General features: G+C 66.2%; 12 protein-coding genes. 8 read left to right on the top strand and 4 right to left on the bottom strand.

Going from position 1 to position 12,515, the window contains the following annotated elements:
* Positions 1-5: 5 nt before the first annotated feature.
* Positions 6-500, top strand: a complete 495-nt coding sequence (rraA, locus tag GOACH_RS12690; RefSeq protein WP_005175165.1) for a ribonuclease E activity regulator RraA — start codon at positions 6-8, stop codon at positions 498-500.
* 44 nt (positions 501-544) lie between these two features.
* Positions 545-2,098 carry a succinic semialdehyde dehydrogenase gene (locus GOACH_RS12685; protein WP_005175163.1) on the top strand — a complete coding sequence of 518 codons (1,554 nt, stop codon included), beginning with the start codon at positions 545-547 and terminating at the stop codon, positions 2,096-2,098.
* Between the two features lie 24 nt (positions 2,099-2,122).
* Here the strand turns inward: GOACH_RS12685 and GOACH_RS12680 are convergent, their stop codons facing one another.
* The gene (locus GOACH_RS12680) at positions 2,123-2,680 is read right to left on the bottom strand and encodes a hypothetical protein (RefSeq protein WP_005175161.1); all 558 of its coding nucleotides are present in this window, start codon (positions 2,678-2,680) and stop codon (positions 2,123-2,125) included.
* A 138-nt stretch (positions 2,681-2,818) separates the two neighbouring features.
* Here GOACH_RS12680 and GOACH_RS12675 point away from each other — a divergent pair, with 138 nt between their 5' ends.
* From GOACH_RS12675 to GOACH_RS12660, 4 genes are all read left to right on the top strand, one after another.
* Positions 2,819-4,123, top strand: a complete 1,305-nt coding sequence (locus tag GOACH_RS12675; protein WP_157227698.1) for a sensor histidine kinase — start codon at positions 2,819-2,821, stop codon at positions 4,121-4,123.
* A complete protein-coding gene (locus GOACH_RS12670) occupies positions 4,120-4,842 on the top strand; it encodes a response regulator (RefSeq protein ID WP_005175155.1) in 723 nt (240 codons plus the stop codon). The genes GOACH_RS12675 and GOACH_RS12670 overlap by 4 nt, the downstream gene beginning before the upstream one ends.
* A 93-nt stretch (positions 4,843-4,935) precedes the next feature.
* Positions 4,936-6,957, top strand: a complete 2,022-nt coding sequence (locus GOACH_RS12665; protein ID WP_005175153.1) for an ArnT family glycosyltransferase — start codon at positions 4,936-4,938, stop codon at positions 6,955-6,957.
* A 132-nt stretch (positions 6,958-7,089) separates the two neighbouring features.
* A complete protein-coding gene (locus GOACH_RS12660) occupies positions 7,090-7,950 on the top strand; it encodes an alpha/beta fold hydrolase (protein WP_005175151.1) in 861 nt (286 codons plus the stop codon).
* Between the two features lie 28 nt (positions 7,951-7,978).
* Here GOACH_RS12660 and GOACH_RS23745 read toward each other — a convergent pair whose 3' ends face one another.
* Together GOACH_RS23745 and GOACH_RS12650 are read right to left on the bottom strand one after the other, a co-directional pair.
* On the bottom strand, positions 7,979-8,599 hold the full coding sequence (locus GOACH_RS23745) for a hypothetical protein (protein WP_052003999.1): 621 nt from the start codon (positions 8,597-8,599) through the stop codon (positions 7,979-7,981).
* 97 nt (positions 8,600-8,696) lie between these two features.
* Positions 8,697-9,389: a DUF6474 family protein gene (locus tag GOACH_RS12650; RefSeq protein WP_005175147.1), complete on the bottom strand. Its 693-nt coding sequence runs from the start codon at positions 9,387-9,389 to the stop codon at positions 8,697-8,699.
* Positions 9,390-9,487: 98 nt separating this feature from the next.
* Between GOACH_RS12650 and GOACH_RS12645 the strand changes: the two genes are divergently transcribed.
* Positions 9,488-11,233: a TM0106 family RecB-like putative nuclease gene (locus tag GOACH_RS12645; protein WP_005175138.1), complete on the top strand. Its 1,746-nt coding sequence runs from the start codon at positions 9,488-9,490 to the stop codon at positions 11,231-11,233.
* Here GOACH_RS12645 and GOACH_RS23740 read toward each other — a convergent pair.
* Positions 11,183-11,527 carry a hypothetical protein gene (locus GOACH_RS23740; protein ID WP_005175137.1) on the bottom strand — a complete coding sequence of 115 codons (345 nt, stop codon included), beginning with the start codon at positions 11,525-11,527 and terminating at the stop codon, positions 11,183-11,185. The genes GOACH_RS12645 and GOACH_RS23740 overlap by 51 nt on opposite strands.
* 172 nt (positions 11,528-11,699) lie before the next feature.
* Between GOACH_RS23740 and GOACH_RS12635 the strand changes: the two genes are divergently transcribed.
* Positions 11,700-12,002, top strand: a complete 303-nt coding sequence (locus GOACH_RS12635) for a hypothetical protein (protein ID WP_005175136.1) — start codon at positions 11,700-11,702, stop codon at positions 12,000-12,002.
* Positions 12,003-12,515: the final 513 nt, after the last annotated feature.

Raw genomic sequence — 12,515 nt, 5'->3', positions numbered from 1 at the left:
CACCTATGCTGTACGTCATGGCAGAACTCACCTTCACGCCCACGGCCGATCTCGTCGATGAGATCGGTGCGGATGTCCGTAGCTGCGATCTCCAGTTCACCCAGTACGGCGGGGTACGTGAGTTCGTGGGAACCGTGACCACGGTCCGGTGCTTCCAGGACAATGCCCTGCTCAAATCGATCCTCGGCGAGTCGAACCCGGGCGGGGTACTGGTCATCGACGGCGATGCCTCGCTGCACACCGCACTCGTCGGCGACATCATCGCGGAGCTCGGACGCTCGAACGGCTGGGTAGGGATCATCGCCAACGGAGCGATCCGTGACGCCAAGACCATTGGTGGCATGGAGATCGGCGTGAAGGCGCTCGGCACCAACCCGCGCAAGTCCACCAAGACCGGAGCGGGTGAGCGCGATGTACCGATCACTCTCGGTTCGGTCACCTTCAGCCCCGGTGACACCGTCTATTCCGACGACGACGGCATCGTGCTCGTCGCGCCCTGACCTGATCCTTCCGCCACTACTCGCTCACGCACCAGGAGGCCCCGATGCCCAAGCCAACGACCGACTACTTCGAACGCCTCGGCGCACTGGTCGCGATCGACAACGCGGCCGCACGCCCCACCCGCTCCATTCTCGAGGCATTCAGCGGCGTCGAGATGGCGACCATCCCGATCGGTACGGCAGAAGATCTCGAGACCGCGGTGTCGCGTGCTCGTGCCGCTCAGCAGGGGTGGGCACAACAGTCGCCCGCAGAGCGCGCGAAGGTGCTCAAGAAGTTCTCCGAGCTGGTGCACTCCAACGCGGCGTCGTTGATGGACATCGCGCAGGCCGAGACCGGTAAGGCGCGTTCCTATGCGCAGGAAGAGGTCATCGACGTCGCGCTCACCGCCCGCTATTACGCGACGCATGGCCCGAAGATGCTCGCAGAGCGCAAGGTCCAGGGCATGCTGCCCGGCGCCACCAAGGTGCGCGTCAGATACCAGCCCAAGGGAATCGTCGGCGTCATCAGTCCGTGGAATTATCCGCTGACGCTTGCGGTGTCGGATGCGGTGGCTGCTCTCCTCGCGGGCAACGGCGTGGTCATCAAGCCCGACAGCCAAACCCCTTACTGCGCACTCGCACTGGCCGAGCTGCTCTACGAGGCAGGTCTGCCGCCAGCACTGTTCGCCGTGGTGCCGGGACCGGGAAGTGTTGTGGGACAGGCCATCGTCGCCAACTGCGACTACGTGATGTTCACCGGTTCGTCGGAAACCGGTGCGGCGCTCGCCGAGCAGGCGGGACGTCGACTCATCGGATTCTCAGCAGAGCTCGGTGGCAAGAACCCGATGATCGTGACGGCCAACGCCAAGATCGACCACGCCGTCGAAGGCGCTGCGCGGGCCTGCTATTCGAACTCCGGTCAATTGTGTATCTCGATCGAGCGGCTCTACGTCGACAAGGCGATCTCCGACGAGTTCACCGAGAAGTTCGGTGATTTCGTGCGCAACATGAAACTCGGCGCGAACTACGACTTCAGCGTCGACATGGGATCGTTGGCGTCTGCTGCACAGGTCGAAACGGCAGAGGCGCACGTCGACGACGCGGTGTCGAAAGGCGCAACGGTGATCGCGGGCGGCAAGCGTCGCGCGGATCTCGGCCCCTTCTTCTTCGAGCCGACGGTGCTGTCGGGCGTGACCGACGAGATGACCTGCTTCCGCAACGAGACGTTCGGCCCGGTGGTGTCCGTCTATCCCGTCGACTCCACCGACGAGGCGACCAAGCTGGCCAACGACACCGACTACGGACTCAACGCGAGCGTGTTCGCCGGGAGCAGTGAGGAAGCGCAGGCCATCGCCGAGCAGTTGCGTGCTGGAACCGTCAACATCAACGAGGGGTACGCCGCCGCGTGGGCGTCGACCGCTGCTCCGATGGGCGGCATGGGCATCTCGGGAGTCGGCAGACGACACGGCGAGGAGGGACTGCTCAAGTACACCGAGCCGCAGACGATCGCCGAGCAGCGATTCATCGGTATCGACAAGGCACCCGGCGTACCCAAGAGCGTCTACCGCGCGGTGACGCCGCTGGCGGTTCGGTCGCTGAAGTTCTTGCCGGGACGGTAGTCGGCGTAGGAGCCCACGGGGTGGTCAGTCGTCGGAGGCGCTGAACATCGCCCAGACGGGCCCGGTCAGCAACCAGATCACCGTGATCACGCCGAGCATCGGGAACATGCCGCGCAGCGATTCGGCCTGGTGCGGATTCGCGACCGTGACGGTGAGCAGTAGTGCTGCTCCGGCGGCAACGGCTGCGGCGAGAAGCCAACGACCGAAGTCGGCGATCTCCTTGCGTAGCGCTACGGGTCCTCCCTTGGGAGCTTTGGCCGGGGCGGGGCCTCCCGCGAAGCGGTAGGCGAACCGGGCGTCGGCCCAGCGGATGACGGAATGCCCGAACGCGACGGTGACACCGAGATAGACCCCCGCGATCTTGTGCACGGTGGTGACATCGCTGCCGCGGGCGAGGTCGACGGCCACCGCGACGAGCAACATGAGGTCGACGAGCGGGAGTAGCAGCAGGATCAGCGACGACGCGCGCCGTCGTCGCAGGAGGTACCGTACCGACAATCCGCAGATCAGAAGCGCCCAGAAGCCGACCTCGCATCCGAGGATCGCCCACGTTATCGGTGACTCGAGAAGATTGAAGCCCATGCCACTCACGATGCGCGGCGCGAGCGGGATAGGTCATCGGCAGAACTGACGAGACGTCGTGGGCCAGGCGCACTCATCCTTTTGTCGGATGATTGCGACCTGCGGTCGTGTCACGATGGGCACATGTGGCGTGTCCCGATGCCCCGAACCCTGATCAACGACGTCGCGTTGACGGTGCTGTTCGTCGGCCTCGGTGTCGCCATCTATGCGGCCGGATTCGCGCACATCGGCAACCCCGATGACGCACTGGGGCCGTCCTGGTTTCCGCTGCTCGTCCTGGGTGTCGCGGGATGTTTCGAACTATGTCGCTCCACGCACCCGGCCGTTGCGCTCGCAGGCGTCACGTCACTGTTGGTGGTGGATACCGTCGTTGCGCCGTCGGTGCCGATCTGGCTGATGTTCTCCGACGTCGTCTACGCGGTATGCGTCTACGGCGGAGCGCGGCTGGTGCATCTGATGTTCGGGATCTGCGCCTTCGTGGCAGCCGGTGTGCTCACCCTCGTCGCGGCGTTTCCGGAGACGGCGGGCTGGCAATTCCTGTTCATCTGTGTGCTGTGGTTGATCGCCTTCGTTGCCTCACCGCTCGCGTACGGCTGGGCGGTGCGCGAGCACCGGACCGCGCTGCACCTCGAACGTGCGCATTCGCAGACGCTCTCTGCCCTGGCTGCTCGCGAGAAACTCGACGCCGTCGTGGCCGAGCGTCGCAGGCTGGCCCGCGAACTGCACGACGTGATCGCTGGCCGGTTGTCGGCGATCGCGATGCATTCGGCTGCGGCGCAACAGTATCCCGACAATGCGGAGATCAACACGACGGCACTCGCGGCGATCCGCACCAGCAGCGTCGACGCGCTCACCGAGATGCGCGGACTGATCGATCTGCTCGCTGCCGACGAGCCCGACAGTGGGTCAGAACCCGGCGCCGCCGAGCGAGAAGCGGCCGGACTCCGTCGCCTCGACCGGCTGATCGCACCGATTCGCATGTCGGGTACCGCCGTCGATCTCACGCATCCGACCCACGCGTCGATGGCCGCACTCGCCGACGAACTTCCCGCCGTCGTCGACATCGCCGCGCATCGGATTCTCGCCGAGGCACTCACCAACGCGGTGACTCACGCTCCCGGACAACCGATTTCGCTCACCATAGAGCTCGACGACGATGCGCTGAGCATAGAAGTCTGCAACCTTCTCGACGCGCACGACGCGTCGCCGTCGCGCGAGAATGCCCACCGCGGCCGCGGAATCGAGAACATGACCACTCGTGCCCGCATCGTCGGCGGCCACCTGGCCGCGAGCCCGGTGGGGGAGCGGTTCGTGGTGGCGGCCCGCCTGCCCACAAATCCGGTGCCGACCTCGGACGCCCCCGAAGGGGATCATGCCGGCCGCGACGAGTCCACCGGGGCTCGGGACCATCGCGAACCAACCACGAGAGTGCCGCATCCATGACCGACTCATTGCCGACCAGAGTGTTGATTGCCGACGATCACACCGCGATCCGAGCGGGGATCACGATGATGCTCGCACCTGCGGCAGGCGTCGACGTGGTGGGTGAAGCCTCCGACGGTGACGAAGCGGTGATCGCAGCTGACGCACTGCGTCCGGACGTGGTGCTGATGGACGTGCGCATGCCGGGCACTGACGGCATCACGGCGACGGACCGGATCGTGCGCGCCGGCTCGTGTCGCGTGATCGTGCTGACCACTTTCGATCTCGACGACTACGTCTTCGGCGCACTGCGCGCCGGGGCCAGTGGGTTCCTGTTGAAGACCGCGTCGGCCGAGGCGATCGTCGAGGCGATCCGCGCTGTGGCACGCGGCGATGCCGCGCTCGCGCCGGAAGTCACCCTGCGTGTCCTCGAATCATTTCGCGGCGGTGACACGTCCGGCCGGCCGCCGTCGACGTCCCCCTCTGCGGCAGTGGCTCCCGCGGGTTCGACGGGTCCCGCGACGTCGACGGCTCACCAGCGTCGGTTCGACGACCTGACGAACCGTGAGCGCGACGTACTCCGATGCCTCGCCGCCGGGATGGCGAACGTCGACATCGCTCGAACACTGTTCATCACCGAAACCACCGTGAAGACACACGTGTCGCGGGTCCTGATGAAACTCGATGTCCGCTCCCGCGTTCAGGCGGCGATACTCGCTCGCGAGAGCGGAGAGGTCTAGGTCTCACAGACTTCTCCCAGCAAGGGTCCAGGGTTGCGGTAGCGAGGTCTCGGACTCTGGTAGTCGAACCCATACTCGACTTCTGGAGGAATGATGACCGCAGTTCTGGAGCGGCCGGACGTGTCGCCGCCCGCCGACGACTCACCGCCGACACACAGACGTGCCCGTAGCTCTCGACGTCCCGTGCGGTGGAGTCCGTTCGCGCTCGTCGGGTTGCTCGCGGCCACCGCAGTGCTCTACCTGTGGAATCTGTCGGCGAGTGGCTACGGCAACACGTTCTATGCCGCCGCGGCGTGGGCGGGATCGGAAAGTTGGAAGGCCTGGTTCTTCGGCGCGCTCGACCCGTCGAACTTCATCACCGTCGACAAGCCCCCTGCCTCGTTGTGGGTGACCGGATTGTCGGTGCGCATCTTCGGCATGAACAGTTGGGCCGTGTTGGTGCCGCAGGCGCTCATGGGGGTTGCGGCCGTGGCACTGATGTACGCGACGATGCGTCGGGTGATCACTGATCCACGGCAGGGGACCGTTGCGGGACTGATCGCCGGTGCGGTGCTGGCCTTCACACCCGCCGCAGCACTGATGTTCCGTTTCAACAACCCCGACGCCCTGCTGGTGCTGCTCATGGTTGCGGCAGGCTACTGCCTGGCGCGCGCGATCGCCACGAACTCCGGCCGCTGGCTCGCCCTGGTAGGTGTCGCGCTGGGATTCGCCTTCCTCACCAAGATGTTGCAGGGCCTGCTGGTACTGCCCGCATTCGGACTCGCATACCTGCTCTTCGCAAACAACGGGTGGCTCAGAAGGATTGCGCAGTTGCTCGGTGCCGCTGTGGCTCTCGTCGTGTCCGCAGGGTGGTTCGTCGTCGCGACGATTCTGACGCCCGCGAGCTCGCGCCCCTACATCGGCGGCTCGACGGACAATTCGTTCATGGACCTCGTGTGGGGCTACAACGGCGTCGGACGGATCAGCGGTGGTTCAGGTGGCGGACCGGGCGGAGGAGGTGCGGGAGGCTCCTTCGGCGGCTCGACCGGCCTGAGTCGACTCTTCAGTTCGGAGATGGGTAATGAGATCTCGTGGCTGCTCCCGGTAGCGCTGTTCGCGATCGCGTTCTGTGTGTATCTGATTGTCCGTAGCTTCCCGATCTTCAGCTACCGCAACGGCATTCACCGTACAGAAGCGGGGGCGGTGGTCGCGTGGGGCGGGTGGTTGCTGGTGACGGCGATGATCTTCAGCTACATGAGCGGCACCATCCATCCCTACTACACCGTCGCCCTGGCGCCTGCCGTCGCAGCGATGGTTGCGCTCGGCGGGGTGTTCGCGTGGCGACGTCGCGCCGGCTGGGATGGGCGAATCGCATTGAGTGCCATGATCGGATTGGCCGCATGGTGGTCGATCGTCTTGCTCGATCGCAACGAGTGGGGGCCACTGTGGTGCCGGTGGATGATCGGGATCGTCGGCGCACTCGCTGTGATCGGTGTACTCGCAGGCGGCGCACTCGGACTCAAGAGGCTGTTCGCTGCCTCGGTGATCGCAGGTGCTATCACGGGATTCGCTGGGACAGCAACATTCTCGATCGCTACGGCGGCGACCGCCCATCATGGGTCGATCCCGACCGCGGTGCAGACGACCGGAGTCCAGGGCGGCATGGGTGGTCCCGGCGGTGGCCCCGGCGGCAACCGCGGCAGCACAGGCCAGAGCGGCACCGGGCAGCAGGAAGGCGCCGCGCAGCAGAGCGGCACGCCACCGCAGAACAGCGCGACGCGCAGCGGCGGCATGGGAATGGGCGGACCGGGCGGCGAGTCGTCGACCAACACCGAGCTGGCCACATTGCTCCAGAACACCACCACCGCCTGGGCGGCGGCGACCAACGGTTCGCAGTCGGCGTCGACCATCGAGATCGCTTCGGGTAAGGCCGTGATGGCTATCGGCGGGTGGAGCGGCGATCCTGCGCCGACGCTCGACGAGTTCAAGCAGTACGTCAAGGAAGGCAAGATCGCCTACTACATCGGCGGCGGTGGCCAGGGCGGCCCCGGCGGCAACTCGGCGATCTCCACCTGGGTGGCGCAGAACTTCACTGCCACGACGGTCGGCGGCACCACGGTCTACAAGCTGATCTGACCAGACGGCGTCTACCGGTCGGGAACGTCGAGACGTATTGTCGAAGGACCAGCGGCGGCTCGTCCTCGTGCTCAGCGCGGGGGTGGGCCGCCGCTGATGTCAGGGAAGCATCAGTCGCGAATCGGAGAACCCATGTCCCGCAAGGTCACTCAGGTCAACCGCGACGGATGGGTCTTCGACGTCGTGGATTCCGGCCCGCAATCGGCGGAGACGTCGGAGATCCCGGTCGTCTTGCTGCACGGTTTTCCCGAGCGCGCCTCCTGCTGGACAGGCGTCACCGCACTACTCAATGAGCACGGATTACGAACTGTCGCACCGGATCAGCGCGGGTACTCGCGCGGTGCACGGCCACAACCCATACGTGACTATCGCATGGACGAGCTGATTGATGACGTGATTGCGCTCGCCGACGCGCTCGATGCCCCGCGCTTCCATCTGGTCGGACACGACTGGGGCGCCTGCGTCGCGTATCTGGTGGCCGCCAGGTATCCCGATCGTGTGACCACGCTGACGACACTGGCCGTCCCGCACCCGGCAGCCTTCATCCGCGCAATGCCGCACGGGCAGGCGGTCAAGTCGTGGTACATGGCATTTTTTCAACTACCCAAGCTGCCCGAGCGGGCACTCACCTACCTCGCGAGGAGTGGCGGTGGTCCCGGGCGGCGGTTCGAGCTCTACCCCGGCTATTGCGAGTACCTGTCGCGGGAGATCGTCGACGACGGCGCGCTCACCGGTGGTCTCAACTGGTACAGGGCGATGCGCTACCAATCGATGCGCTCGCTCGCCGACGCGGTGGTCCGCGTGCCGACCACCTACGTCTACGGCGACAAGGACTCGTTCCTCAGCAAGGCAGGAGCGCGTGGATGTGCTGCATTCATCGACGCTCCCTACGAGTTCATCGTTGCCGACGGTGTCGACCACTGGATGCCGGAGCGTGTGCCGGAACTGATCGCCGACGCGATCGTCGCGCGCGTGACATCGGTGCCGAACTGAACCGCATCGGTGCCGAACTGAACCGGGGCTAGCGACGGCGGTGCCGCCGCCAACGCAGGACGATCAGTAGTGCAATCGCCAGTGCCGTGAGGGCACCGCCGACAGCTCCAAACGCGATCGGCATGGCCGGGTTGGTCGCGGGGACCTCGGACCTACCTGAACTGATGCGTGCGAAACCTGCCCTCGCGGCGTCGGTTTCGGCGACGGGATCGGAGGAGGCCTGCGGCGTTGCACTCGATACAGCTGCAGAGGTCGTCGTCGGTTCAGGCGCTGGTGCGGAACCCGACGTCGCGTCCGCCTCGAACAACGTTGGTTCGTCTGTGAGAGTGGGCGGAGCGGCTTTCGGGGGCGCCTTCTTGTCGGCCACCTTGGTCGGTGGCGCCTTCTTTGCTGGAGTGGTCTTCTTGGCGGCGCCGGTCTTCTTGGCGGGAGCAGCCTTCTTTGCCGGCGTGGTCTTTTTCGCCGGAGCGGACTTCTTGGCTGCGGCGGCCTTCTTCGCCGGAGCAGCCTTGCCGTCGGGCGTGGTGTTCTTGGCTGCGGCGGCCTTCTTCGCCGGCGGCGCCTTCTCGGTGGAGCTGCGCGGGGCGTCGCCCGCCGGCGTGGCCGACGCGTCGTCGGACGGTGTGTCGTCGGAAGTCGGGTCTGTCATGTCGGGACGCCCCCTGGGGTCGGTGTGGTTGGTCCTGAGCACGGCGCAGGCACCTCAGCGGAGTTCGACGCCGTGCGCGGGGTCGAGTGCGTTGCGGCTAGGTGCGCACGCCGAGTCGGGCCATGACGTCGGCATCGATGGCACCCAACTCGTTCTCGACCGCCTTGTGTGCGGTCTTGCGCTGCGGAGCAGGCATTGATTCGGAGGCGTCGACGGCGATGGCGAGATTGTCGAGCCGAGTGGTCATGGCGTCGACGAACTGCGTGGTATCCGACGACGAGTCCTGTGCGGATACCTTCTGCAACGACGTGCGCAGAGATTCGATACGAGCCAGCAGGGGCGCACCGTTGCCCGAGTACTTGACCAACTGTGCCGGCGACACGCCGATGCGCTTCGCCTGGAGTTCGGTGATCTTGCCGCGACCGGCGACTGCCGCCCGGTAGACCACGGGGACTGCGATCGGCGCGACAAGGCGGGCCACGGTGAGGAATCGCTTGACACTCGCAGGGCTGAACGGCTTGGCGTCTGCGTCGGCTTTCGCCTTTGCGGCAACGGTTTTCACGTCGGCCTTGGCAACCTTCTTGGCCGCCTTGGCCTCGGCTTTGAAGGTCTTGCGCCTGGCCTTGAGTTCTTTTTCGACGATCTTCGAGCGCGATTTGTGCAGCTCCTTGGACGCCTTGCGCCTGTCTTTCGCAGCCAGCTTCGCTTCGAGCTTCGCCTTGGCTTTGAGCGCCTTGGTTTCTGCACGTCGCTGAGCACGAGTCTTACCGTCGGACGAGAACAATCCCATGCGGGCACCTTTCCCTGCGCGAGTTTGCTACAAGCATTGCATAGGCTCGACACAGACCGATCACATCCGTCACACCGGCGGTGCGATCGACAGCCCAGATGTCTGATGAGCCGGTGAGAATCGAGGTGTGTGTGGCCGCGGCCGTGTTGCATCCACGCGACCTGGCAGGGTGCGAGCATCGGGTTGCGCTGGACTTCAGCCATCCCGAGCTCGTCCGCGATCGGGGCGATACCCCCGAAGCCGCGCGTCGCAAGGAATCGGCCCAACTCCGTCGGGAACGCATCCGCGTCCTGCTGACCGGACTCCACAGCGATGAGCCGCCCGGCACCTTCGTCGTCGTCGACGACGGTCCGCATGCGCGCCGGGTCGCGGCAACCCGCGACGCGTGCGCTGCGCAGGCCACCTGGATCTGGAATGCCACGCTGCCAACCGACCGAGAGCACGGACGACGAGGGCATTCCGAGCTGCTGCTGCGTGTGGGTGCAGCCGACGACGCGGCGTCGGGGTATCTCCCGATCATCGTGGTCAACCATCGCGTGACCTACCCGGCGAAGAATCCGAGGCTGCACTCGGCTGAGCCGCCGACGCTCGTCACCAGTCCGTTGTGGGGATGGGTTCCCGCACCCGACCCGTTCCGCTCGCCCCGCAGCAATCGCCGCGATCAGCTGCGGCTGGCGCACCTCACGCAGATGCTCCTCGACGAGGGGCTCTCCCCGGACGTTCCGGTGAACGAACTGCGCGCGGGGGTGATCGGACTCGACGCCGATTGCATCGTCGTGCATCCGGTCGGGGCATCGCTGCCCGATTACCGCGAGGTCTTCGAGCGCAGGCAGCTCATCGCTGCGGGGGAGATCCCGACGACGCCGCGCAGAATCGGCGAGTGCCGGGGATGTCCGTGGTGGGTCAGGTGCGGGCCTGAGTTGGAAGAACGACGCGACGTCAGCCTCGTCGCCAATGGAAATCAGGGCGACGCGCTGCGGGCGGTCGGGATCACGACGATCGATCAACTCGCACACTTCGAGTTCGCCCCGCCACCCGACTGGCCCGCCAACCAGAATTTCGACGACGCCGTGGTCGGTGCCATCGCATGGCTCGCCGACATCCCGCTGATTCGCCGCGTCGAGGTGCCCACCGTCGCCAGAGCCGACGTCGAGGTGGATGTCGACATGGAGAGTTTCGGCGAGGACGGCGCGTATCTGTGGGGCACACTGCTGACCGACAACACCGATGACTCTCGGGAGGTGGTCTATCGGGCCTTCGCCACCTGGACGCCGCTGCCGACGCGCGACGAGGGACGGGCATTCGCCGAGTTCTGGACATGGCTGATGGCGGAGCGCGCCGACGCCCACTCGACGGGCAAGACGTTTGCCGCGTACTGCTATTCGCAGCAGGCGGAGAACAGATGGCTGCTGGCGTCCGCCGACAGGTTCGGCGACGAACCGGGCGTCCCGACGCGCACCGAGGTCGAGGAGTTCATCGCCTCAGACGAGTGGGTCGACATCTTCGAAGCGGTGGGCCGAAACTTCATCGCGCCCAACGGCAAAGGGCTCAAGCGTGTTGCGCCCGTGGCAGGTTTCGGGTGGCGCGATTCCGAGGCCGGTGGCGAGGCGTCGATGGACTGGTACCGGCAGGCGGTCGGGATCGGGAACACCGAGGTCGATCTCACCCAGCGTGACCGACTGCTGGAGTACAACGAGGACGACGTGCGTGCCACGAAGGTCTTGCGCGAGTGGATGGATGGTACTGCCGTGCGACAACTACCTCTGGCCGACGATCTCCTGGCTTTCCGGCGTTCAGGCGCGGGTCGACCGGAGCGCATCGAGGAACGAACCGCTCCCGAGTAAGGCCACAGCGCCGAGAAGGAGCAGCGCGCCCGGAGCGACGTCGGCGACGAACCCCATGGCGCTCCTCAGCGTGATTCCGCCAGATTCGACGGTCGTCGACGCTGCGTTCTTGTCGGCGGCGTTCTTGTTGGCGGGAGGTTGGCCGGGGCCGGACTGTGATCCGTGTGGCGTGGACGACTGTGCGTCCGCGGCGGAATCGCCCGTGGCCGTGTCCGAGGAGGTTGAGCCCGGGCTCGAGGAGCCCTGCGACTGAGCGGCAGGCGCCGGCGCTGCGCCCGCGGGGGGCGGAGCCATCGGGACAGCGAGCGCGGCTGCTGGAGGGGCGGCAGGCGCCGGTCCCGAGCGGCCCGGAGATCCAGATCCCGGCACGGCGGGTGCCTGGGGGGCCGGGTTGCCGCCCGGTAGCGCCCCGGAACCGGTTCCGGGACCGGGTGGTGGGCCCGCTGACGGGGTGACGGGCGGAACGATGACCGGGCCTGCGCCGGAGTGCGTCGTCGAGGTGCTGGATTCGCCACTCGTCGTCGCGCTGCTCGGGGTGGAACCGTTGCTCGGGGTGGAATCACCCGTGGTGGTTTCCGGCGTGGTCTCCGACGACTCGCCCGGCTCTGTCGGTTCCGTGCTCGGCGTCGGCTCGGGGGCTTCTGTCGGCTCGGTGGTCACCGGCGGGCCGTTGGTTTCGGTGGTTTCGGGGAGCTCGGTGCTCGGCGTCGACCCGGTCTCTCCTGTTGGCTCGGTGGTCACCGGCGGGGTCGCCGAGTGGGTGTGGTGATGGTCATGCCCCGACCAGCCCTGCTCGGAACCGTCATGGTCGGAGTCTGGCTCCGACTCCCCGTGCCCGGAGTTGTCCCCGTGTCCGGAGTTGTCCCCGTGTCCGGAGTTGTCACTGTGGTGCGACGAGCCGCCCGGTGACGAGCCGCTGGTGCCCTCCGGTTCGTCGGCCCGGCCGATGCCGCCACCGAGACACAGGAGCCCCACGACACATAGTGCGAGAATGGCTGCAGACACACGCCCTCGCACGGGGCGGCGATTGTCGCTGACGCGGTGCGCCATTCTGCACTCCTGACGGTTTCCTGACCGAGATCTCCGAGCAAACGGTACCGTGGTCCGCATAATGGAGGACGCTGTGATCAGATTGAAATAGAATGTTCACCCACGGGGAGGTGTTCGTGATCAAACTGTGAATAATGCCACAAGCACGTCAGGTGGCCGCGTCGTGGCTGGCTGCCAGCTCATCGGCTGGGTCACAGTGTTCGTATCGCCACCGCATCGTTGCATCGGGGGG

Source organism: Gordonia aichiensis NBRC 108223 (assembly GCF_000332975.1).
In the GTDB taxonomy this organism is placed as follows: Bacteria; Actinomycetota; Actinomycetes; order Mycobacteriales; family Mycobacteriaceae; genus Gordonia; species Gordonia aichiensis.
This window is presented reverse-complemented; position numbering and strand designations above follow the sequence as displayed.